The sequence below is a fragment of the Nonomuraea harbinensis genome (genome assembly GCF_019396385.1).
Taxonomy (GTDB): domain Bacteria; phylum Actinomycetota; class Actinomycetes; order Streptosporangiales; family Streptosporangiaceae; genus Nonomuraea; species Nonomuraea ferruginea.
In genome coordinates, this window is sequence record NZ_JAHKRN010000019.1 from 107,670 (window position 1) to 128,944 (window position 21,275).

The 21,275-nt window shown below is 73.8% G+C and carries 21 protein-coding genes; 15 read left to right on the top strand and 6 right to left on the bottom strand.

What is annotated here, in order from left to right; translation table 11 throughout:
• The first annotated feature begins 152 nt into the window (after positions 1 to 152).
• On the top strand, positions 153 to 1,055 hold the full coding sequence (locus tag KME79_RS20950; protein WP_219545870.1) for an ABC transporter ATP-binding protein: 903 nt from the start codon (positions 153 to 155) through the stop codon (positions 1,053 to 1,055).
• Positions 1,052 to 2,629, top strand: a complete 1,578-nt coding sequence (locus KME79_RS20955; protein WP_219545871.1) for an ABC transporter permease — start codon at positions 1,052 to 1,054, stop codon at positions 2,627 to 2,629. Before KME79_RS20950 ends, KME79_RS20955 begins: the two co-directional genes overlap by 4 nt.
• A 19-nt stretch (positions 2,630 to 2,648) precedes the next feature.
• Here KME79_RS20955 and KME79_RS20960 read toward each other — a convergent pair whose 3' ends face one another.
• The 3 genes from KME79_RS20960 to KME79_RS20970 all read right to left on the bottom strand — a co-directional run bounded on the left by KME79_RS20960 (position 2,649) and on the right by KME79_RS20970 (position 5,430).
• Positions 2,649 to 3,533, bottom strand: a complete 885-nt coding sequence (locus KME79_RS20960; RefSeq protein WP_148031809.1) for a GerMN domain-containing protein — start codon at positions 3,531 to 3,533, stop codon at positions 2,649 to 2,651.
• Positions 3,534 to 3,640: 107 nt separating this feature from the next.
• Positions 3,641 to 4,684, bottom strand: a complete 1,044-nt coding sequence (locus KME79_RS20965; protein WP_148031808.1) for a zinc-dependent alcohol dehydrogenase family protein — start codon at positions 4,682 to 4,684, stop codon at positions 3,641 to 3,643.
• Positions 4,685 to 4,782: 98 nt separating this feature from the next.
• Entirely contained in the window at positions 4,783 to 5,430 is a 648-nt protein-coding gene (locus KME79_RS20970; RefSeq protein WP_219545872.1) for a hypothetical protein, read from the bottom strand.
• An 11-nt stretch (positions 5,431 to 5,441) separates the two neighbouring features.
• On the opposite strand from KME79_RS20970, the gene KME79_RS20975 reads away from it, so the two are divergent.
• Positions 5,442 to 6,008, top strand: coding sequence for a dihydrofolate reductase family protein (locus tag KME79_RS20975; protein ID WP_148031807.1), 567 nt, complete (start codon positions 5,442 to 5,444; stop codon positions 6,006 to 6,008).
• Between the two features lies 1 nt (position 6,009).
• Here the strand turns inward: KME79_RS20975 and KME79_RS20980 are convergent, their stop codons facing one another.
• Positions 6,010 to 9,201: an ATP-binding protein gene (locus KME79_RS20980; protein ID WP_219545873.1), complete on the bottom strand. Its 3,192-nt coding sequence runs from the start codon at positions 9,199 to 9,201 to the stop codon at positions 6,010 to 6,012.
• A gap of 208 nt (positions 9,202 to 9,409) precedes the next feature.
• On the opposite strand from KME79_RS20980, the gene KME79_RS20985 reads away from it, so the two are divergent.
• The 6 genes from KME79_RS20985 to KME79_RS21010 all read left to right on the top strand — a co-directional run bounded on the left by KME79_RS20985 (position 9,410) and on the right by KME79_RS21010 (position 14,435).
• Complete coding sequence (locus tag KME79_RS20985) at positions 9,410 to 10,378, top strand: hypothetical protein (protein WP_219545874.1); 969 nt, start codon at positions 9,410 to 9,412, stop codon at positions 10,376 to 10,378.
• Between the two features lie 8 nt (positions 10,379 to 10,386).
• A complete protein-coding gene (locus KME79_RS46420) occupies positions 10,387 to 11,652 on the top strand; it encodes a sensor histidine kinase (RefSeq protein ID WP_219545875.1) in 1,266 nt (421 codons plus the stop codon).
• A complete protein-coding gene (locus KME79_RS20995) occupies positions 11,649 to 12,308 on the top strand; it encodes a response regulator transcription factor (protein WP_219545876.1) in 660 nt (219 codons plus the stop codon). Before KME79_RS46420 ends, KME79_RS20995 begins: the two co-directional genes overlap by 4 nt.
• Before the next feature lie 141 nt (positions 12,309 to 12,449).
• Positions 12,450 to 12,863, top strand: coding sequence for an Hsp20/alpha crystallin family protein (locus tag KME79_RS21000; protein WP_219545877.1), 414 nt, complete (start codon positions 12,450 to 12,452; stop codon positions 12,861 to 12,863).
• 199 nt (positions 12,864 to 13,062) lie between these two features.
• Complete coding sequence (locus KME79_RS21005; RefSeq protein ID WP_148031803.1) at positions 13,063 to 13,587, top strand: DoxX family membrane protein; 525 nt, start codon at positions 13,063 to 13,065, stop codon at positions 13,585 to 13,587.
• Between the two features lie 125 nt (positions 13,588 to 13,712).
• Positions 13,713 to 14,435 (top strand): universal stress protein, encoded by a 723-nt coding sequence (locus KME79_RS21010; protein ID WP_219545878.1) that lies wholly within the window; start codon positions 13,713 to 13,715, stop codon positions 14,433 to 14,435.
• Here the strand turns inward: KME79_RS21010 and KME79_RS21015 are convergent.
• Positions 14,422 to 14,745 (bottom strand): cupin domain-containing protein, encoded by a 324-nt coding sequence (locus tag KME79_RS21015; RefSeq protein ID WP_148031801.1) that lies wholly within the window; start codon positions 14,743 to 14,745, stop codon positions 14,422 to 14,424. The genes KME79_RS21010 and KME79_RS21015 overlap by 14 nt on opposite strands.
• 72 nt (positions 14,746 to 14,817) lie before the next feature.
• On the opposite strand from KME79_RS21015, the gene KME79_RS21020 reads away from it, so the two are divergent.
• Complete coding sequence (locus tag KME79_RS21020) at positions 14,818 to 15,777, top strand: helix-turn-helix domain-containing protein (protein ID WP_148031800.1); 960 nt, start codon at positions 14,818 to 14,820, stop codon at positions 15,775 to 15,777.
• Positions 15,778 to 15,810: 33 nt separating this feature from the next.
• A complete protein-coding gene (locus KME79_RS21025; RefSeq protein WP_219545879.1) occupies positions 15,811 to 16,536 on the top strand; it encodes a phytanoyl-CoA dioxygenase family protein in 726 nt (241 codons plus the stop codon).
• Here the strand turns inward: KME79_RS21025 and KME79_RS21030 are convergent, their stop codons facing one another.
• Entirely contained in the window at positions 16,537 to 17,349 is an 813-nt protein-coding gene (locus KME79_RS21030) for a helix-turn-helix transcriptional regulator (protein WP_246640162.1), read from the bottom strand. It lies immediately after the preceding gene.
• A gap of 107 nt (positions 17,350 to 17,456) precedes the next feature.
• On the opposite strand from KME79_RS21030, the gene KME79_RS21035 reads away from it, so the two are divergent.
• The 4 genes from KME79_RS21035 to KME79_RS21050 are packed head-to-tail and all read left to right on the top strand — an operon-like array spanning position 17,457 to position 21,262.
• The gene (locus tag KME79_RS21035) at positions 17,457 to 18,455 is read left to right on the top strand and encodes an ABC transporter substrate-binding protein (protein WP_219545880.1); all 999 of its coding nucleotides are present in this window, start codon (positions 17,457 to 17,459) and stop codon (positions 18,453 to 18,455) included.
• A gap of 2 nt (positions 18,456 to 18,457) precedes the next feature.
• Positions 18,458 to 19,267: a siderophore-interacting protein gene (locus tag KME79_RS21040; protein WP_246640163.1), complete on the top strand. Its 810-nt coding sequence runs from the start codon at positions 18,458 to 18,460 to the stop codon at positions 19,265 to 19,267.
• Complete coding sequence (locus tag KME79_RS21045; RefSeq protein ID WP_219545882.1) at positions 19,257 to 20,243, top strand: FecCD family ABC transporter permease; 987 nt, start codon at positions 19,257 to 19,259, stop codon at positions 20,241 to 20,243. Before KME79_RS21040 ends, KME79_RS21045 begins: the two co-directional genes overlap by 11 nt.
• On the top strand, positions 20,240 to 21,262 hold the full coding sequence (locus tag KME79_RS21050) for a FecCD family ABC transporter permease (protein WP_219545883.1): 1,023 nt from the start codon (positions 20,240 to 20,242) through the stop codon (positions 21,260 to 21,262). The genes KME79_RS21045 and KME79_RS21050 overlap by 4 nt, the downstream gene beginning before the upstream one ends.
• Positions 21,263 to 21,275 lie beyond the last annotated feature (13 nt).

Sequence of the window (21,275 nt, forward strand, 5' to 3'; positions counted from 1 at the left end):
GTCCGTCCCATCGCGGGACCGTGGCCTCTGACCCACGAGCCGGGATCGCCGGACGATGAGGGCATGAGCATCGGAATCAACGGCTGCTACGACAACGCATGGGGCTGTGCCGACCGGCTCGTGGAGATGGCCCAGCGGATGGAGGAGCCGGCATGTCAGCGGTGATGGTCGAGGGACTGCGCAAACAGTACGGGACGGTGAAGGCCGTCGACGGGGTGAGCTTCACCGTCGAACGGGGAGAGGTGTTCGCGCTGCTCGGACCGAACGGCGCGGGCAAGACCACCACGGTGGAGATCCTGGAAGGGCACCGCGGGCGCGACGCCGGTCACGTGTCGGTGCTGGGCTTCGATCCGGCCACCGGCGGCCGGGCCTTCCGCGAGCACATCGGGATCGTCCTGCAGGAGGCCGGCTTCGAGGAGGAGTTCTCCGTCTTCGAGCTGGTGCGGCTGTACGCAGGCTTCTACCCGCGCCCACGCGATCCTGACGAGGTTGTCGAGCAGGTCGGGCTTCAGGACAAGCGCGACGCCCGCGTGCGGACGCTGTCCGGTGGGCAGCGGCGCCGGCTGGACCTGGCGCTCGGCCTGGTCGGGCGCCCGGACGTGCTGTTCCTGGACGAGCCGACCACCGGCTTCGACCCGTCGGCCCGCCATCACGCGTGGGAACTGATCGACGGCCTGCGTTCGCTCGGCACGACGATCCTGCTCACCACCCACTACATGGACGAGGCCCAGCACCTCGCCGACAGGGTCGCGGTGCTGCGCGCGGGCCGGTTGGCCGCCTGCGGCACGCCGGACACCCTCATCGCGGCCGAGCGGGCCAGCGTGCTGTCCTTCCTCCTGCCCGAGGGCACGGCCGCAGCCGACCTGCCACCGCTCACCGGCCGCGTCGAGGTGCGTGGCGCGGCGGTGTCGGTCGAGACCGCGCGGCCCGCCCACGACCTGCACGCGCTGACCGGCTGGTCGCTGGAGCGCGGCATCGAACTGACCTCGCTGACCCTGTCCCGGCCGTCGCTGGAGGACGTCTATCTCGACTTGGTCGGCGAGGTGCCATCATGATCGGGCGGCTGGTCCGGCACGAGACCCTCTCCTTCGTCCGCACCCCGATGGCGGCGTTCTTCACCGTCGCGATGCCCCTGCTGATGACGGTGATCGTCGGGGCGGCGGTGGGGAACCAGGTCGTCCAGCCCGGTACGGACGTGCGCGTCATGCAGTTCGTGATCCCCGTCATGGCCGTGTTCGGCGTCGCCCAGGGCTGCTTCGGCGCGCTCGCCATCCGCCTGGCGGATCTGCGTGACCGCGGCTGGCTCAAGCGGCTGCACGGCACGCCGGTGCCGGCCTCGGCGGTGCTCGCCGGGCTGACAGGGGCGTCGCTGGCGGTCGCGGCCACGACGGTGGCCGTGCTGCTCACCGTCGGCGGACTCTTCTACGGCACTCAGATGGTCTGGCGCACGCTGCCCGCTCTGCTGCTCACCCTGCTGCTCGGGGCGGCCTGCTTCACCGCGCTCGGCTTCGCGATGGTGGCGCTGCTGCGCAACGCGGCGGCGGTGCAGTTACTCGGCACCGGCCTGCTGCTGGCGCTGGCGTTCATCTCCGACGTCATCCTCGTCGGCGCCCGGCTGCCCGCCTGGCTGGACGTCGTGGGCTGGGTCTTCCCCTTGCGGCACTTCGCGCACGCCGTCCGCGACGCCATGAACCCGTTACTCACCGGAGCGGGCTTCCAGGCCGGCCACCTGGCGGTGCTGGCGGCATGGGGCGCCGGCGGCGCCGTGGTGGCCGTCTGGCGCTTCCGCTGGGAACGGCCCCAGGCTCATGCCCAGACCGCGAGGGCGGCGCGGAACCGGCGTCCCCTGCGGCAGGGGCGCCCCGCGCGATGGCGGCTGGTGACCGATCAGGTCACGCACGCGCTGGTCCGGTTGCGCAGGGACCTGTCCACGGCGTTCTTCACGGTGATCCTGCCGGTCCTGCTGCTCGCGCTGATCTCACTGATCTTCGCCGGCGCCCGGGTCTCGGGGGTGCGGCTGCCGGTGTTCATGCTCGCCGCGATGATCACCTACACGGTGGGCGTGGCCTCGTACGTGAACATTCCCGACACGATCGCCGGCGATCGCGAGCGCGGCGTGCTCAAACGGCTGGCCGGCACCCCGCTGCCGCGCTGGGCCTACCACACCGGCCACCTCGCCACCGCACTGCTGGTCACCACGGCCACCACCGTCCTGCTGGCGCTGGTGGCCGCGCTCGGCCACGGCGTCAGGATCGGGCCCGGCGCGCTCGCCGGCATGCTCGCCGCGATCGTCCTCGGCACGGCGTGCTTCACCGTGCTCGGAGCCCTCGTGGTGGCGTTCGCGAGCAGGCAGCAGACCGTCAACGCCATCACCCTCGGCACGTTCCTCCCCCTGGCCTTCGTCTCCGACGTCTTCGTCATCGGGGGCGAACTCCCCGGCGCGCTGCGCATCGCCGGGGACGTCTTCCCGCTCAAGCACGTGTCGCACACGGTGCTCGCCGCGCTGGCGGGACGGCCGTGGCCGTGGACGGACCTCGCCATGGTGACGTTCTGGACCCTGGGCGGGATGGCGGCCCTCGCCGTCGTGGAAGCCCGGCGCAGGACGGGCGGACGGCTCCAGCCGCCATGATCGCCGCAGGAGGCCCGCCTCACGGCTCCAGCGACTCCGGGACGGAGTCGGACGGGCCGTAGGGCCGCTGCGTGTGGCCACCGGCGTCGTAGATCTTCACCCACTTGACGGAGGGGAACTGCTTGAGCGTCGGCCTGATCTGGTCGGCGACCGTGAACGTCGACCCTCCGCTGGTGAGACGGCCGGTCAGGTAGACCCTGGCGACTCCGTTCTTCACGGTGAGCCTGCTGAAGCCGGTGGCCCTGGAGCTGACGAAGCGCAGCCCGTGCGCCTTCTCCGCCTGGGTGGGGCCGGCGAACAGCCGCTGCAGCGCGCCGTGGGCGGTGGCGGGTGGAATCACCGGCCGCCGTACGCCGGTGGTGTGCGGCTCCCGTCCGGTCTCGTACCTGGCGGTGTCGAGGAAGTGGGCACGTACCGGCACCGTCCGATGGGGCGTGGCGATGTCGATGACGACACGGCTCGGCCGGGTGAGCGTGTAGACCCGGTAGGGCGCGCGCCAGGCCAGCCCCGCGCCGAAGGTTAAGGCGGCCTCGAAGTCGCCGGTGTTGACGACCTGGATGAGGCCGGGCAGCGCGTACGTCCGGCTGGCCGGGCCGTAGGTGACCTTGCCGTTACGGTCGTGGCCGTCGGCCCCGGCGAAGCGGATCCGCAGCAGCGCGCTGCCCACCGCGTTCACCCGCCGGCCGGAGCCGTCGGCGATCAGCTTGGACACGTAGCGGACGTCCCGCTGGTCGGGCACCCGCCCGCGGAACTCGAAGACCAGCCGGTCCAGGCCGTTGTGGTGCGCGGCCCGGATCCCGACGAGCGTGGGCGTGGCCTGCTGGACGGCCTGCGCCGGTACGGCGAGCAGGCCCGTGGTGGTGGCCACCATCGTGGTGGCGATGAGGGAACGAATCGGGAGCATGTCGATCATCTTCTTCCCTGTGAGTGCTCCTGATCCCAGGGTGGACCCTCCGGCCGTCCCGCGACACCAGCGAACGTCCCCGCTCCCCAGGCCTTTCGGCGCACGCCTCAGGCGTCGCGGGACAGGACGACCTTCAGCGCCCCGCTGCCCGCCGGGTCGGAGAACGTCTGGTATGCGGCCTCCATGTCGTGCAGGGCGTAGCGGTGGGTGACGAACACCGTCGGGTCGAGCCGGCCGGCGGCGACCATGTCGAGCAGGGCCGGGGTGGAGTAGGTGTCGACGAGGCCGGTGGTGATGGTCAGGTTGCGGATCCACAGGTCTTCGAGGTGCAGGGTGACCGGCGCGCCGTGGACGCCGACGTTGGCGAGGTGCGCGCCGGGGCGGACGAGGCGGGTGCAGAGCTCGAAGGTCTCCGGGATGCCGACCGCCTCGATGGCGACGTCGGCGCCCAGGCCGCCGGTCAGCTCGGCGACCGCGGCCTCGGGGTCGTCCCCGGAGCCCACGAGAAGGTCCGCGCCGAGCCTCTTGGCCGCCTCCAGCCGGGTCGCGGCGGGGTCGACGGCGATGATGTGGCCGGGTGTGAACAGCCGCGCGGTCGTGATGGCGGCCAGGCCGATCGGTCCGGCGCCGACCACGACCACGGTGTCGCCGGGCCGGACCCGGCCGTTGAGCACGCCGACCTCGTAGGAGGTGGGCAGGATGTCGGCGAGCATGAGCGCCGCCTCGTCGGTCACGGCCTCGGGCAGCAGGTGGGTGGAGGTGTCGGCGTACGGCACGCGGACGTACTCGGCCTGGGTGCCGTCGATGCGGTGGCCGAGGATCCAGCCGCCGCCGCCCAGGCACTGTCCGTACATGCCGGTGCGGCAGTAGCGGCAGCGGCCGCACGCCGTGATGCAGGAGACCAGGACCCGGTCGCCCTGCTCGACGCCGGTGACCGCGCTGCCGGCCGCCACGACGGTGCCGACGGCTTCGTGGCCGAGGACTCTGCCCGGCTCGACCGCGGGCACGTCGCCCTTGAGTATGTGCAGGTCGGTGCCGCAGATCGTGACGGCGTCCACCCGTACGATCGCGTCCGTCGGGGAGGTGAGCTGCGGGTCGGGGACCTCTTCCCAGGTGCGCCGGCCCGGCTCGTGATAGGTCATCGCCTTCATAGGAGCCTCCTTGTCCTTCCTGCCACGCTCCCGGCCGCGGGCGGGCGGGAATAGGGGCGAAGGTCCCGCCGGGCGACACCCTTCGCCGGGAGAACGGGTCAGCGCGCCGGAAGTCCAGCGCGGCCACCACCGAGCGGGCCTGTTCGTAACCGGTGGCGAGCAGGAAGGCGGGGGCGCGACCGTAGCTCTTCATGCCGATGGCGTAGTAGCCGGGCTCCGGGTGGGTCAGCTCGTCCACGCCGTGCGGGCGGCGGCGAGCCGCCGTTCCGAGCCGCCGGCCTGCCGGGAGACCAGTTCGACGCCGGTTCCGCCCGGTCGTACGCGCACGGCTCGAATCTTGACGTTCGCGGCAGGTCCACCAGGCCCTGGTCGACCAGCAGCCGCAGGCCGGAGCCGAGCGAGCCGCGGGCGGGCAGCGCATGGTCGGCCCACAGCGCGGCGGCGGCCAGGCCGACCGGGCCCGCGCCGACCACCACGAGTTCCTTTCGCAGGTGGGTGGTTCTTCGCAAGGGGATGAGCGCGAGCCCGGAGACGGCGTACATGACCAGCTCGTACGCCGTCAGGAGCAGCGTGTTGGAGGCGAACGAGCGCTGGAACTCCAGCCCGACACCACCTCCCTTGGAGCAGGCGCAGAGCCTCGATCGGCCGGATGTCGTCCGGCGGTACCGGTAAGAAAACGGTAAGGGGCAGGCGGCAGCCTGGATGTCAGCAGGTGAGCGGCACACCGGGCCGCGCACGCTGACCAAGGAGTGAGACCATGCGCAAGCTCATCGAGTCGACGTTCGTGTCGCTGGACGGCATCATCGACGACACCCGCCCCTCCACCGCGTCACGGGCCGAGCCCCAGCACTGGGGCCACCCGTACTGGGACGACGAGCACCACGGCTACGTCACGAACCTGTCCGCCTCGGCGGACGCCATGCTGCTGGGCCGGGTGACCTACGAGGGATTCGCCGAGGCGTGGTCGGCGCAGGACGGCCCCCAGGCCGAGGCCATGAACAAGATGCCGAAGTACGTGGCCTCGCGCACCCTGACCGAGACCACCTGGAACGCCACCCTCATCCGGGGCGACGTGGCCGAGGAGGTCGCGAAGCTGAAGGAGCAGCCCGGACAGAACATCATCAAGTGGGGCACCGGAGAGCTGGACCGCACGCTGGTGGAGCACGGCCTGGTCGACGAGTTCCACTTCTGGTACTTCCCGGTCGTCGTCGGGGCCGGCAAGCACCTGTTCGAGGGCGCGGGGTTCGACACCACCCACCTCAAGCTGGCCGAGGTGAACCGGTTCGGCTCGGGGATCGTCGTCCACGTCTACGTCCCCAAGTAGGTCACGTGCCCGTGGCGTCGTCGAGCAGCCGGCGCGCCCGCTCCAGCGAGAGCCCGCCACCGGCGGCGAACAGGGCGGCGAAGCCGGGCTCCGCGGCCTCGACCCCGCCGGTGATCCTCGCCAGCTCGTCGCGCTCGGAGTCGGACAGCGGCTGCCCGGATTCCCGCCACGCGGCCGCGGCGGCGCCGAGCGACCGCGCGGCCACGCCGGGCCGCCCGTCGGCCGCCGCCGCGGCGGCCATGCCCGCGATCGCCCAGGCCATGCCGCGGGCCGAGCCCTGGTCGCGATACGCGTCGAAGCCCTGCCGGAGCCAGGGGAGCGCGGCGGCGTGCTCGCCCCGCTCGCCGGCCAGCAGCCCCATCTCGACCAGCACCATCGACAGGTACGGCGGGTCGCCGTCTCCGGCCTGCCGGTCGCGGGCCTCGGCCAGCAGCCCGCGCAGGTGCTCCTCGGCGAGGTCGAGCCGGCCCGCCCGGCGGGCGGCGAAGGCCAGGCCGATGGTGGCGAACACCTCACCCGAGCGCTGACCCAGCTCCGCGGCCAGCCGCTTGGCCTGCTCGGCGTGGCGGAGAGCACGCAGTGGGTCCCCGGTCTGGACGTGGACCCAGGCCAGCCAGGCCTGCCGACCGGCCACGTCGGACCACAGCCCCAGATCCTCGGCCATCCGCAGGTCGCCCTCCGCCAGCCGGGCCGCCTCCGCCCGGTCGCCCGTCAGGTCGGCCAGGCCGATCAGCCAGTCGCGGGCCTGGAGCACCCCCCAGTCGTCACCCAGGTCGCCGAACAGGGCCGCGCCGCGCCGGGCGTCGTGCTCCAGCGCGCCCTGGTCGCCGTGCAGGTGCGCGAGCATCGCGCGGGTGCTCAGCACCGCTGCCTCGCCCCACCTGTCGCCGCTCGCCCGGAACGTGTCCAGCGCCGGCTCCAGCAGCTCGCCGGTGGTCTTCTCGTCCCCGAAGTCGATGATGGACGCGGCCAGGAACCAGGCGGCGTGCGCCCGTCCGGCCTGGTCGGTCTCGGGGAACCCGCGCAGCGTCTCCGTCACCCGCTCCGGCCCGGCCTGTCCCAGGCGGATCGAGAGACCCAGGTGCCAGGTCCCGGCCCGGGCCCGGAGCTCCGGAGGAGCGTCGCCCGCCACGGCCAGCGCCGCCTCCAGGGCCCGGCGCGCCTCCGCGAACCGGCCCCGCAGGAACCAGTACCAGACCAGAGCGGTGGTGAGCCGCAGCGCCGGCTCGGCCGCGCCCTCGTGCCGGAAGGTCTCCAGGGCCGCCCGCATGTTCGCGGCCTCGGCGTCCAGCCGGCGCAGCCACTCCCGCTGGCCCGGCCCGCGCAGCCGGGGTCCGGCCTCTTCGGCCAGCGCCAGGTAGTGGCCGGCGTGCCGGCGCCGCAGCTCCGCCTCCTCGCCGCTGCGGCCCAGCTGGTCCAGGCAGTAGGCGGAGACCGACTCCAGCAGCCGGAACCGGGGCCCTTCCCCGCGCGTCACCAGCGAGCGGTCCACCAGCCCCGCCACCAGATCCAGCACCTCGCCGCCGGAGACCACGCCGCCGCGGCACACCGCCTCGGCCGCGGCCAGCGTGCACCCGCCCGGGTGGACGGCCAGCCGGCGCAGCACGGCCTGCTCGGGCTCGGTCAGCAGCCTCCAGCTCCAGTCGATCACCGCCGCGAGCGTGCGCTGCCTGGCCGGCGCGTCGCGCGGCCCGGAGCCGAGCAGCCCGAACCGGTCCCCTGGCACGCGCAGGCGTGCCGCCAGCTCCCGCACGCCGAGCGCCGGAGCCCGGGTGGCGGCCAGCTCCAGCGCCAGCGGGATGCCGTCCAGCCGCCGGCACACCTCGGCCACCCCCGCGACGGTGTCCGGCTCCGGAGCCAGCCCGGCCCGCGCCAGGAACAGGCGCACGGCGGGCGAGTCCGCCAGCCGGGCGGGGTCGTCGCTGTCGGGCACGTCCAGCGGCGGCAGATCCCGGCGGACCTCGCCGCGCAGCCGCAGCGGCTCCCGGCTGGTGGCCAGCACCCGCAGCTCCGGCACGGCCGGCAGCAACGCCCCCACCAGCTCGGCCACGGGGTCGATGACATGCTCGCAGTTGTCGAGGACCAGCAGCGTCCGCCGCCCGCGCAGGGCGGCCGCCAGCCGTTCGCCCGCCGGGCCCGGATCGCCGGTCGCGTCGGGGATGGACAGGACCGACAGGACCAGCTCCGCCGGGTCGCCCCGCCCGTCCCAGGCGGTCAGGTCAACCAGCCACACGCCTTCCGGGAACGCCTCGACCAGGGCGCGCGCGACGGCGAGCGCCACGCTGGTCTTGCCCACCCCGCCGGGGCCGGTGAGCGTGACCAGCCGGGCGGCGGTCAGCGACTCCCGCACCCGCCGCACGGCCAGGTCGCGGCCGACCAGCTCGGACACCGGCGCCGGGAGATTGGTGGTCGGCCGGGTCGACCGCGGTGCCGGTACGGGGGCGTCCTCCGCCGGGTCACCGGTGAGGATGGCCCGCTGCAACGCCACCAGCTCGGGGCCCGGCTCCAGGCCCAGCTCGCCGGCGAGCGCGCGCCGCAGCTCCTGGAAGCTGTCGAGCGCCTCGCCCGCGCGGCCGGCCCGGTAGAGGGCGCGCATGTGGGCCGCCCGCAGCCGCTCCCGGTAGGGATGCCCGGCGACCTGCTCGCCCAGCCCGCCGACCAGGTCGCCGTGCTCACCCAGCTCCAGCCGGGCTTCCGCCCAGGACTCCAGCGTGGCCAGCCGCTGCTCCTCCCACCTGGCCACGGCCACCCGGGCGAACTCCTCGTCGGCGAAGTCGGCCAGCGCGGGGCCGCGCCACAGCTCCAGCGCCTCGGCCAGCAGGCCCGCCCGCACCCGTGGATCGCCGGAAGCCCGCGCCCGCCCGGTCAGGGCCGCGAACCGCGCCGCGTCCACCGCCTCCGGCCCGGCGCGCAACGCGTACCCGGGAGCCTGCGACACCACCAGGTTCCGGCCGTCAGGCTCCGCGCCGGCCAGGGCCCGGCGCAGCTGGGAGACCCGGACGTGGAGTGCGGCCGTGGGGTCGGCCGGCGCCGCCCCGCCCCACAGGTCCTCGACCAGCCGGTCCGCCGACACCGGGCGTCCCTCGTGCACCAGCAGGTCGGCCAGCAGGGCCCGCACCATGCGCCCCCGGATCGAGACGGGCTCGCCGTGATCGGTCCACACGGCCAGCGGCCCCAGCACCCCGAATCGCATGACGTCCTCCCGCCGCGGAAACCCCGCCGCGCAAGGTACCAGCCGACGCGGGGCACGCGCGCCGGTCAGCGGGTGGTGCGCGGTTAGCGGCCGCAGGGCGAGACCTCCGGATGACCCCGTCGCGACCTGGCGACGATGTGCGGGAGGCCGCCGCGGCGGCAGATTGAGCCGGGTGAACACCTCTCAACCGCGAAGGCGCCGTCCGGCGGTGTCTGTCCTGATCATCGCTGTCTGGTCGGTGAGCTATCTGGCCCTCGGCCTCCGCTGGGCGCTCGGCGGGCCCGGGTACCCCTTCGACGCCGGCCGTCCCGGCCCGGGCAACACCCTGCTCGACCCGCTCGCGCCCGCGGTCGGCGGGAGCGTGCTGGCGGTGTCGGCGCTGGTGGCCGGCGGCGTCGCCGTGCTCGCCGTCAGGGGCCGGCTCACCCGGGCCGCCGCGGTCGTGGCCGTCGTGGCCGGAGCCGGCCTGGCGGTGCTCCTGCCGGACGTGCGCATCATGATGACGGCCGGGTACCTGCCGGTGATGCTCGTCGCCGTGCTCGCCGGCCAGGCCGAGTTCTCGCTGATCATGTCCATGCTGACCTGGCCGAGCCTCAACCTGCTGATCCTGACGGCGGCCGGCGTCAGCCTCATGGTCCTGGGGACGCGGGCGCTGCTCGCCGACCGGCCCGGCAGCGCCGCCGGCGCGCTCAGGGCCGGCCGGTACGCGGTCGCCGTCGCGGTCGCGGTCCCCGTCTTCTACGCCGTCACCCGCTTCGGCTGGCTGCTGGGGATCCCCGTCGGCATCAGCGACGAGTTCCTGGCGTACATCGACGAGATCACGCCGATCGGCGCCGGCCTCGCCGCCGTCGGGCTCCTCGGCGCGGTCCTCACCCTCGGCCTCGTCCGGCCGTGGGGGGAGGTCTGGCCGCGCTGGGTGCCGTTCCTGCGCGGGCGGCCCGTCCCGGCGCGCCTGCCCGCCTGCGCGGCGCTGGCCGTCTCCCTGCCCATCACGTCCGCCGGGCTGATGTACGTACGCAAGAAACTCGGCGGCGAGCGGCTCGGCCCGGCCGGGGCGGGCGACGAGCTGGGCGCCTGGCTGCCGGAGATGCTGTGGCCGCTGTGGGGCGCGGCCCTGGCGGTGGCCGCCCTGGCGTACCTCAGCCGCCGGAACGCCGCGCACGGCCGCCGACCATAATGGCGGGTGTGAAAGAGTCCCCGTCTCCGGCCGAGGCCGCGGTGGACTCGTTTCTCCGCCGGCACCAGGTGAGCGGCGACGCCGTGCTCGCCGTCCTGCTCGCCGTGCCCCTCGGCCTGGTCTCGTTCGGCCTGCTCAGAGCGTCCGGCAGCCCGCTCTCCCTGCGCCTGTTCGCGGGGGCCGGGCTGCTGGTGCTGCACGGCTGCGTGGTCGCGCGCCGCCTGCGCCCGCTGACGGCGTACGGCCTGGCCGCCGCGGCGATGCTGCTGCTGGTGCTGCTGCCGCCCCTGCACGACCCGTCCGGCGCCTATTACCCGGCGGTGCTGCTGCCCAGCTCGCTGGTGTTCGGGCTGCTGCTCTACACGGTGTCCAGCAGGCTGGACCTGCTGCCCGGGCTGGCCTGCCTGGCCGTCGCCCTGACCGGGGTGGTCCTGGTCCTGGCGCGGTTCTGGGACCCGGCCTCGTGGGGAGGCTCGTCGGGCGGCTACGACCTGGTCGCCTGGCGGATCGGGCTGTCGGCCGGCCTGGTCGCCGTGACGGCGTGCCTGTGGTCGCTGGGCCGCCTCAGCCGGATCCGGGCGTTGTTCCTGGCCGAGCTCAGGGCGAAGGCCGAACGCGCCGAGACCGACCGCGCGCGCGAGCGGGCCGAGGCGGCGCGGGCGGAGCGCGACCGGATCAGCCGCGAGATGCACGACGTGGTGTCGCACTCGCTCGCCGTCATGGTCAGCCAGGCCGAGGGCGGCAGGCTGTCCGACCCGGGCTCGCCCGGCGCGGCCGTGTTCGCCACCATCGCCGGCGTCGGACGCGACGCCCTGCGCGACATGCGCGGCCTGCTGGGCGTGCTCCGCGCCGACGGCGGCACCGCTCCGCAGCCGGGTCTCGGCGACCTCTCCGACCTGCTCGACCACGTACGCACGACAGGCGTCCGCGTCGCCGTGCGGGAGGCCGGGGACGCCCGGCCGCTGCGCCCCGCCGCCGACCTGACCGCCTACCGCGTCATCCAGGAAGGGCTGACCAACGTCATCAAGCACGCGGGGCCGGTGGCCGCCGCCGACCTGACGCTCGCGTGGCGTCCGGACGGCCTGCACATCACCATCAAGGACGACGGCGCCGGGCCGGCGGGAGCGGAGGCGGGCGTCGGGCTGGCCGGGATGCGCGAACGCCTCAGCATGGTGGGAGGCACCCTGGAGGCCGGCGGGCGCCCCGGGGCCGGCTTCGAACTGTCGGCCGCCGTGCCCTACGAGCCGAGGAGCCTGCCATCATCAGGATCATGATCGTCGACGATCAGGAGCTGCTGCGCAACGGCCTGGCCATGGTCGTCAGGTCCCAGCCCGACATGGAGGTCGCCGCCGAGGCCGGCGACGGGCTGGAGGCCCTGGAGACACTGGAGGCACTGAAGGGGCTGGAGTCGCGGCGCGCCGACGTGGTGGTGATGGACATCCGCATGCCCCGGATGGACGGCGTCGCCGCGACCCGGGAGATCCAGCGGCTGGACGACCCGCCCAAGGTGCTGGCGCTGACGACGTTCGACCTCGACGAGCACGCCCTGGCCGCGCTGCGGGCCGGCGCGAGCGGGTTCATGCTGAAGGACGCGCCGGGGGAGGAGATCATCGCCGCGATCCGGCACGTCCACCGGGGCGACTCGATCATCGCGCCCTCCACGACGCGGCGTCTCGTCCGGCAGCTCGTGACGAAGCCGGGCACCGACCCGGAGGCCGTGCTCGGGGCGCTCACGCAGCGTGAGCGCGAGGTCTTCCGCGGCCTGGCCAGGGGCGCCTCCAACGCCGAGATCGGGGCCGAGCTGTTCCTGTCGGAGGCCACGGTCAAGACGCACGTCGGGCGCATCCTCACGAAGTTCGGGCTGCGCGACCGCGTCCAGGCGGTGGTGCTGGCCTACGAGTCCGGTGTCGTCACCCCGGGTGAGGGCTGACCGGCGGGTGACGCTGGGGAGGCACCGTTCCCGACCCTGAGCAGATGGTGACGATGGTCCCGCCGTCGCGGGACCTCCTTCTCTAGGAGCGCGGTCGTGCCGGGTGTGGCCTGGAGACGTGGGACACGGAAGGAGGCCGCCATGAACCTGCCTGAGCGGAGAGACGTCAGGTTCCCGTTCCCGGAGCTGCTGGAGTGGGTGGAGAACCCGATGTTCGGGTTCCGCCCGTTCGGTCAGCTCGTCCGGGTCGAGGACTACATCGCCGATGATCGGTACGTGCTGCGGGCCGAACTTCCCGGGGTCGACCCCGAGGAGGACATCGAGGTCACCGTGGACGGCGGCATGCTGCACATCCGCGCTGAGAAGACCCACCGGGCCACCGAGCCGCACCGCTCCGAGTTCGCCTACGGGGCGCTCTCGCGGACGGTGACGCTGCCCGCCACGGCCAGGACCGACGACGTCAAGGCCGTCTACAAGGACGGGGTCCTGGAGATCAGCGTGGGGCTGGAGGAGGAGAAGAAGGCCGAGGGCCGGCGGATCACCGTCGAGCACTGACGCCACGACCGGGCGCGGAGGGGGATGTCCCCCGCCCGCGCCCTTCGCGCGCCGCCTCGCGGCAGCGGTCCGCCGGGGGAGCGGTGACGGGACGAAGGTCCTCGTGCCGGGAGTCGTACGGCACTGCTCCTGAGACCGCGCATGCGGTGTGCTATAGGTGACACGGAAACGGCGATCACCCTTCGGAAGGGGGGCCATCATGGACGCCACCGTCAGCAGGCCCGTCAGGGAAACCGGCGCCGCGCAGGCGCGACGCCCGGTCGACTACGTCTGGGCGGTCGCCCGGATCTCGATCGGCTGGGTCTTCCTGTGGGCGTTCCTGGACAAGACCTTCGGGTGGGGGTTCGCCACTCCGGCCGACCGGGCCTGGATCTCGGGCGGCAGCCCGACGACCGGGTTCCTCAAGGGCACGGGCGAGAACGCGCTCGGCGGCCTCTTCTCGGGCCTGGCCGGTCAGGCGTGGGTGGACTGGCTGTTCATGGCCGGTCTGCTCGGCGTCGGCCTGGCGCTGGTCCTCGGGGTCGGCACGCGGATCGCGGCGGGCGCCGGCACCGCGATGCTGGTGCTCATGTGGGCGGCGGAGCTGCCCCTGGCCAACAACCCGTTCATGGACGATCACATCATCTACTCGATCGTCCTCGTCGGTCTCGCGCTCGCCGAAGCCGGACGCACCTGGGGGCTGGGCAACCTGCCGATCGTGCGGCGCACCGCCTGGCTGAAGTAGCGCGACCGATCCCGCGCCCACCTCCGGCAGCCGGAGGTGGGCGCCGGCATGCCCGGCTGGAAGACCCTGGTCAGGAGGACGAAAGCCTCTCGTTGAGGTGCCGTCCCCGGGGGGACGATGGTTACATGAACCAGATCCTGCTCGGCTACGACGGCTCGGACTTCTCCGTGCAGGCGCTCGACTGGGCCCTGGACGAGGCCGAGCTCAGAAAACTGCCGCTGACCGTCGCCCACGCCTGGCAGTGGCCCTACGGCCAGGCGGCGGAGGAGGCCAAGGCCCACCTGCGCAAGGCGGCCGAGCACGTGCTGTGGCACGGCGCCGACTGCGCCCGCCAGAGCAGCTCGGGCGTGCGCGTCGAGACGGACCTCCACGAGGGATCCGCCGCCGAACGCCTCGTCGAGCTCTCCGAGGACGCCGCGCTCGTCGTGGTCGGATCGCGCGGGCTCAACACGCTGTCCAGGGCCGTCGTGGGCTCGGTGGCCGAGTACGTCGCCGTCCACGCCGCTTGCCCCGTGGTCGTCGTACGGGGGCCGGGACCGTTGCCCGTGACGACGAACCCCGGCCCGATCGTCGTCGCCGACCCGGCGCCGGACGCGGCCGTCCTGGAGTTCGCCTTCGAGGAGGCCGCCCTGCGCCAGTTGCCGCTCGCCGCCTCGGCGGACCTCGCCGAGCAGGCGGCGCGTCACCCGGGCGTGCGCACCGAGCCGCTCGCCGCCGGCGCGTCCGCCTCTCTCGTGGTCGCCGGCCGCGAGCACGCCACGCGCGCCGGTGTGGCGGGCGTGTTCCAGGGGCGCGTCCCGTGCCCCGTGGCGGTGGTGGGCGGCCGGAAGCCGGTCAGCGGGTCATGATGCTGATGCCGAGCATGCGGGCGCCGGTCTCGGTGCGCGGACGGTGCGTGCTTCCGGGTGCGAACACCACGTAGCTGCCCGGCCCGAGCCGCCGCCCCCGGTCGACGAACTCTCCGGAGATCACGTAATAGCGCTCCTCACCGTCGTGGACGTCGTCCTCCGGCCACTCCGTCCCCGGGGCGAAGTCGTACATCCACCCGCGCGCCCACTCCGTGGCGGGCAGGCGCCGCCGGATGATCCCGGGGACCACCTCGACCGGTTCGACCTCGTCCACGTGCAGGACCTGAACATCATCGGGCTCTCGCGTCATGAGACCCATCGTCGCGACGGCGGGCCCCAGCGGCCCAGTGTCTGGAATGACGTCTTCGGGTACTTTTCTGCCATGAGTGTTCACCGGGTGGCCGCCCTGGTGCTGCCGCCGCAGTCCACGTTCGAGCTGGCCTGCGCCGCCGAGGTCTTCGGCATGAGCCGCCCCGGGCTGCCCGCCCGCTACGCGTTCGCCGTGTGCGGGGAGCGGCCGGGCGCGGTCCCGACCCTGGCGGGCTACGACATGGTCGTACGCCTGGGACTGGCCGCGCTGGAGACCGCGGACACGGTGGTCGTCCCCGGCTGGCAGGACCGCGAGCGCCCCGCGCCGCCCGCCGTGATCGACGCGCTGCGGCGGGCGCACCGGCGCGGCGCCCGCATCGTCGCGATCTGCTCCGGCGCGTTCCTCCTGGCGCAGGCGGGGCTGCTCGACCACCGCAGGGCCACCACCCACTGGCGGATGGCCGCCGACCTCGCCGCGCGCTTCCCCGATGTCCAGGTCGAGCCCGACACGCTCTACATCGACCTGGGCGACGTCGCCACCAGCGCCGGCACCGCCGCGGGCATCGACCTGTGCCTGCACCTGGCCCGCGCCGACCACGGCGCCGCGCACGCCGCCAGGATCGCCCGGCACATGGTCATGCCGCCGCATCGTGAGGGCGGCCAGCTCCAGTACGCCGCCCAGGACCGCGACGGCCACCCGCCGGAGTCGCTCGCCCTCGTCCTCGACTGGGCGCTCGAACGGCTGCACGAGCCGCTCGGCGTCGGCGACCTCGCCGCCCAGGCCGGTATCTCCCCCCGGACCCTCGCCCGCCGGTTCGCCGAACAGCTCGGCGTCACCCCCGGCCGCTGGCTGCTCCAGCAGCGCGTCGCGGCGGCCCGGACCCTCCTGGAGGAGACGGACCTCCCCGTGGAGACGATCGCGACCAGGGTCGGCCTGTCGTCGGCCGCCAATCTCCGCAGACGCTTCCACACCCTGGTGCGTACGACTCCCGCCGCCTACCGCCGATCCTTCGCGCCGTGCGGAGATCGCTGAAAACCGGTGGACGGCGTCGTTAGTGTGGCTCGCATGACTGTCGTGGACGTCGACCGGTTCGTGACCGAAGGATTCGCCAAGCTGGAGGCGGCCGTGCCCCGTGAGGTCGCGGACACGGCCAGTGCGCAGGTGTGGCAGCAGATCGGGCTCTCGCCCGACGACCCCGCCGGCTGGCGGGAGCCGGTGGTGTGGACCGCCGACATGACGGGCCATGGCGCCTTCGGCGAGCTGGCGCGCAGCCCGCGGCTGCGCGAGGCGCTCGACGAGATCGCCGGGCCCGGTGGATGGGTGCCGCGCGCCGCCCTCGGCAACATGCCGATCCGCTTCCCCGGCAAGGCGCCGGTCGACGACCGGGGCTGGCACATCGACGCCTCGGTGGCCAGGCCCGACGGCTCGTGGGCCGTGTCGGGCCGGCCGGAGACGATGCTGCTGCTCGTGCTGCTGTCGGAGGTGGGCGACGACGACGCGCCGACCCGCGTCCGGGTGGGCTCCCACCGCGACGCCGCCGAGGCGCTGGGCGAGCGGGTGCTCGACCCGTTCGAGGCCGGGCCGCTGCTCGACGCCGCCTCCAAGGACCGCCCGGTGGCCCACGCGACCGGCCTGCCCGGCGACATGTACCTCCTGCACCCGCTGACCGTGCACGCCGCCGACGAGCACCGCGGCACCCGGCCGCGTTTCATGTCCCAGGGGCCGGTGTTCCTGAAGCAGCCGGTCGCCCCGGGAGAGGGCAACGCCCTGGCCCGCGCCCTGCTCTCCTGACTACCGGGCCGAGTAGCGTCCGGGCGTGCAGCCGTACTCCTTCACGAAGGCCGTGATGAACGCCGAAGGGCTGGAGTAGCCGACCCGGCGGGCGACCTCCGACACCGGCCGGGTCTCCAGCAGCGCGCGCGAGGTGCGCAGCCGCAGCTTGGTGCGCACCCGCGAGTAGGGCATGCCGAACTCGCGCTCGAAGTCGCGCTGCAGCGTCTTGACGCTGACGTGCAGCCGCTCGGCCCACTCGTCGAGGCGGACGCTCTCGCCGGGGTTGTGCGACAGCTCGCGCACGACCGCCAGCGCGAAGCCGGTGCCCGAGCCGGGATGCCCGGCGGGCTCCGGGCTCGCCGGGGTGACCCCGGCCATGATGCGGGCACGCGCCTCCAGGGCGGCGGCCTCGTCGTGACCGGGACGCGCGATGGCCTCGATCAGCCGGGCCGCCTCGGGGGCGACGGAGACCGCTCCGGCCCGCAGCCCGCCGAGCGCCGCGGGGACCTCGCGCAGGCAGATCCGGTAGACCGTCTGCCGGTCGGCCGCGCGCACCTCGTGGGTGACCGCGCGGTGCGCCCAGAACGCCTCACGCGGGCCCACGAACTGCGCCTGCGCTCCGTGCCTGGCCGACAGCATGCCGTCGGGCGACCAGTAGAGCTGGTGGAGGAAGTCCTCGCGGCTCTCGCCGAACTCCAGCACGGTCGCCGACCGGTACTTGAGCACCAGGACGCCGGTGGGCCGGCCGAGACCGTAGCCGTACTCCTCGCACCGGAGCGGATCGGCGCCCGTCGGCCCCGCGAGGGACACGGTCTGACGTCTCAGCGACATCGGCTGACCTCCCGTCGACATCACAAGCAACTTAGGTAAGGGTAGCCTAACCATGCCTCGGCCAACTCGTGGCCTGGCCTTTCACCCTGTTCCGAGGAATGTTTCTGATGCGTTCTGCCCTGCCCTGGCGCACCGCCGGCGCCGTGGCCCTCGCGCTCGCCCTGGCGACCGGCTGCGGTACGGCCGAGTCCGGTGAGCAGCCCGCCGAGGCCGCCGCGACCCGGACCTTCACCGTCGACGACGGCGAGATCACCATCCCCGCCGACCCCAAGCGGGTCGTCGCGACCGGGTACGCGGTGCCCGTGCTGATCGAGGCCGACGCCGCCCTGGTCGGCATCTCCACGTGGAAGCGCGGCCTGCCGCTGATGTCCGAGGAGGACCTGGCGACGTACGACGGCCTGGAGAAGGTCGCGGGGGAGTCCGCCGCCGAGACCAACTACGAGGCCATCGCCAAGGTCAAGCCCGACCTGATCGTCATCGGCGTCCCCAAGCCGGTCCTCGCCGACGTGGACATCGAACGCCTGAAGTCGATCGCCCCGGTGGCCGTGATCGGCCCGACGGTGCCGTCGGCGTGGCGTGAGCTCTCGCGCCGCCAGTCCGACGCCGCGGGCCGCTCGGAGAACTTCGACGCCGCCAAGACCGCGTACGAGAAGAAGGCCGCCGAACTCACGGCCAAGTACAAGGACGCGGTGTCGGGCCTGAAGTTCGGCCATGTGGGCGCGTACGGGGACATCTCCGACGGCACGTTCCATCGGGAGTTCTCCGGGTCGTGGGGCCCGAACATCATCGAGGACGTCGGCGTCACCTACTACGGCGAGGTCAAGGAGAAGACCGGCGGTTCCGGCGACGTCTCGGAGTACCCCTCGATCGAGGAGCTGCCCAAGAGCCTCGGCGAGGCCGACGCCATCACCTACTCGGTCCAGGACGACGGCACGCCGAGCGAGGCCGTGAAGTACGTGCTCGACTCCGAGCTGTGGAAGGGCCTGCCCGCGGTCAAGGCCGGCAAGGTCTTCCCGATCCGCTACACCGAGGCCGCCACCTACGAGTCGGCGATGAAGACCCTGGACGCCGTCGACGAGGCGCTCGCGCCGCTGCTCGCCTCATGAGGATGGAGCGCCACAACCCCCGGGAACGGGTCGCCGAGCATCACGTCAACGGCAACGGCGTCGCCCGCGTCGGCTACCCGATCGGCATCCGCACGGCCCCGGTCGCCGCCCGCGAGCTGATCACCCCGCGCATGCTGCGGCTCACGCTCAGGGGCCCGGAGCTGGAGGGGTTCCACAGCTACCAGGCCGACGACCACGTGAAGATCGTCTTCCCGGACGCGGACGGCACCCTGCGTCTCCCCGTGCCCAATGACGAGCAGATGCTCGACTGGCCCGACCCCTCGCCCACCACGCGCACGTACACCATCCGGCGGTACGACGCCGACTCCCGCGAGATCGACCTCGACATCGTGCTGCACGACGGCGGCGTGGCGGCCACGTGGGCGGCCACCGTCCGGGTGGGCGACGAGGTCTCCATCGCCGGACCGCCCGGAGCCAAGGCGTTCCCGCACACGTACGGCCACTACGTGTTCGCGGTCGACGCGACCGCGCTGCCCGCGGCGGCGCGGTGGCTGGAGGAGTCGCCGCCCGGCGTCTCCGCGCACCTCGTGATCGAGACCGACGACCCCGCCGAGCACGCCTACCCGCTCGCCGAGCGCGACGGCGTGGAGGTGATCTGGCTCGTCCGCGAGAACGGGCACTCCTCGCTCGCCGGCACGGTCCAGTCCCTCACGCTGCCGCCCGTGCCGGTCTTCCTGTACGCGGCCGGCGAGGCGGGCGACATCAGGCCGCTGCGCCAGTGGAGCGCGGGGCGGCTCGACTCGCTGTTCACCGGCTACTGGAAGCGTGGAGTCGCGGGGCTTGAAGACTGATCGGCGACGGGCGGCCATCCTCGTGGCCGCCCTCGCGCTCCTGCTCGTCGTGGCGGGCGTGAGCGTGTGCGTCGGCGCCCAGGCCATCGCGCCCGCCGAGGTCTGGCGCGCCTTCACCGCCTACGCCGGGACCGGCGAGCACCAGATCGTGCGCGGGATCCGGGTCCCGCGCACGGTGCTCGGCATCTTCGTGGGCGCCGCCCTGGGCACCGCGGGCACGCTGGTCCAGACGCTGACCCGCAACCCGCTGGCCGAGCCGGGCATCCTCGGGGTGACCGCCGGCGCGGGGTTCGCGATCACCGTCGGCGCCGTGCTGGGCCTGGCCGGGAGCCCGGCCGGGCAGCTCGGGCTGGCCTTCGCGGGCGCCGTGCTGGCCTCGGTCGCCGTCTACGCCGTCGGCTCGACCTCGCCGCTGCGGCTGGTCCTGACCGGTGTGGCGCTCAGCTCCGTCCTCGCGGGCGTCTCGCTCGGCATGCGGCTGATGCTGCCCGACGTGTTCGACACGTTCCGGTTCTGGTCCGTCGGAGCTCTGGCCGGGCACGAGCAGCAGCCGCTGAGGCTCGCGCTCTGGACGATCGCGGTGGCGCTCGCCTGTTCCGTGGCGATCACCAGGCCGCTGAACGCGATGGTCCTCGGCGACGACGTGGCCAGGGCGCTCGGCGGGCACCTCGCGCGCACCCGGTTCGGCGTGCTCGTGCTGGTCACCCTGCTCGCCGGCGCGGCCACGGCCGCCGCCGGGCCGATCGCGTTCCTCGGGCTGATGGTGCCGCACCTGGCCCGCCGGGCGGCGGGCGCGTCGATCCCGTGGCTCATGGCCTACACGATGGTGCTGGGGCCGATCCTGCTGCTGGTCTCCGACATCGCCGCCCGCGTGCTGCTCCCGACGGGGGAGGTGCCGGTGGCCGTGGTCACCGCGTTCCTCGGCGCGCCGGTGCTCATCTGGGCGGTACGACGGCGCGGGGCGGTGCGGTCATGACCGGTCATGTCGTGCTGCGTGCGGGCACGTACTCGATCAGGGTGGCGCGGCGGCCGCTGGTGGCGTCGCTCGCGCTCGTGGCGGCGGCGCTGGCGCTGGCGTTCACGGCGCTGTGCTTCGGCGCCTCGTGGTCGCGTCCCGGTGAGGTGCTCGCGGCGCTGGCCGGCCACGGCGACTCCGTCGTGGTGGTCCGCGACTGGCGGCTGCCCAGGGTCGCCGCCGCGCTGGTCTTCGGAGCCGCGCTCGGGCTGGCCGGGGCGATCTTCCAGAACCTCACCAGGAACGCCCTCGGCAGCCCGGACATCATCGGGCTCGACGCCGGCTCCTACACCGGCGCGCTGTTCGCCATCACCGTGCTGAGCGGCACCTCCGCGCAGCTCTCCGTCAGCTCCGTCGCGGGCGGCCTGGCCGCGGCGGCGGCCGTCTACTTCCTGTCGCTGCGCTCCGGGCTCAGCGGCATGCGGCTGATCGTCATCGGCATCGCCATGAATGCCATGCTGACCGCGCTGAACTCCTGGATCGTGCTGCGGGCCGAGCTGGAGGTGGCCATGGCCGCGACCGGGTGGAGCGCGGGCTCGCTGAACGGGGTCGACTGGGCCGAGCTCGTCCTGCCGTTCCTCGTCATCGGCGCGCTGACGCTGCTGCTGGTGACGCTGTCGTCCGGGATGCGCCAGGCCGCGCTGGGCGACGATCTCGCGGTCGCGTCAGGGGTGCGGCTGAACCTGCTGCGGCTGCTGCTCGTGCTGGCCGGCGTCGGCTGCACGGCCACGGTGACGGCGGTCGCCGGGCCGATCGTGTTCATCGCGCTCGCCGCGCCGCAGATCGGCCGGCTGCTCGCCGGGACGGCGGGGGTGGCGCTGATGCCCGCCGCGCTGACCGGCGCGGTGCTGCTGCCGGCCGCGGACCTCGTGGCGCAGGCCGTGTTCGCCCCCATCTCGCTGCCGGTCGGGGTGGTCACGACGGTGATCGGCGGCGGCTACCTCATCTGGCTGCTCGTCAGGCGGGCCGGGCGGACGTGAAACCGGTGGCGCG

Bases quoted from the DNA above. Each gene is read 5' to 3' on its own strand.
- KME79_RS21000 (WP_219545877.1), top strand. From the start codon at position 12,450: ATGAACCTGCCTGAGCGGAGAGACGTCAGGTTCCCGTTCCCGGAGCTG.
- KME79_RS21035 (WP_219545880.1), top strand. From the start codon at position 17,457: ATGCGTTCTGCCCTGCCCTGGCGCACCGCCGGCGCCGTGGCCCTCGCG.
- KME79_RS21050 (WP_219545883.1), top strand. From the start codon at position 20,240: ATGACCGGTCATGTCGTGCTGCGTGCGGGCACGTACTCGATCAGGGTG.
- KME79_RS20960 (WP_148031809.1), bottom strand. From the start codon at position 3,533: ATGCTCCCGATTCGTTCCCTCATCGCCACCACGATGGTGGCCACCACC.
- KME79_RS21030 (WP_246640162.1), bottom strand. From the start codon at position 17,349: ATGTCGCTGAGACGTCAGACCGTGTCCCTCGCGGGGCCGACGGGCGCC.
- KME79_RS21015 (WP_148031801.1), bottom strand. From the start codon at position 14,745: ATGACGCGAGAGCCCGATGATGTTCAGGTCCTGCACGTGGACGAGGTC.
- KME79_RS20980 (WP_219545873.1), bottom strand. From the start codon at position 9,201: ATGCGATTCGGGGTGCTGGGGCCGCTGGCCGTGTGGACCGATCACGGC.
- KME79_RS20955 (WP_219545871.1), top strand. From the start codon at position 1,052: ATGATCGGGCGGCTGGTCCGGCACGAGACCCTCTCCTTCGTCCGCACC.
- KME79_RS21040 (WP_246640163.1), top strand. From the start codon at position 18,458: ATGGAGCGCCACAACCCCCGGGAACGGGTCGCCGAGCATCACGTCAAC.
- KME79_RS20950 (WP_219545870.1), top strand. From the start codon at position 153: ATGTCAGCGGTGATGGTCGAGGGACTGCGCAAACAGTACGGGACGGTG.
- KME79_RS20965 (WP_148031808.1), bottom strand. From the start codon at position 4,684: ATGAAGGCGATGACCTATCACGAGCCGGGCCGGCGCACCTGGGAAGAG.
- KME79_RS20995 (WP_219545876.1), top strand. From the start codon at position 11,649: ATGATCGTCGACGATCAGGAGCTGCTGCGCAACGGCCTGGCCATGGTC.
- KME79_RS21005 (WP_148031803.1), top strand. From the start codon at position 13,063: ATGGACGCCACCGTCAGCAGGCCCGTCAGGGAAACCGGCGCCGCGCAG.
- KME79_RS21010 (WP_219545878.1), top strand. From the start codon at position 13,713: ATGAACCAGATCCTGCTCGGCTACGACGGCTCGGACTTCTCCGTGCAG.
- KME79_RS21025 (WP_219545879.1), top strand. From the start codon at position 15,811: ATGACTGTCGTGGACGTCGACCGGTTCGTGACCGAAGGATTCGCCAAG.
- KME79_RS20975 (WP_148031807.1), top strand. From the start codon at position 5,442: ATGCGCAAGCTCATCGAGTCGACGTTCGTGTCGCTGGACGGCATCATC.
- KME79_RS21020 (WP_148031800.1), top strand. From the start codon at position 14,818: ATGAGTGTTCACCGGGTGGCCGCCCTGGTGCTGCCGCCGCAGTCCACG.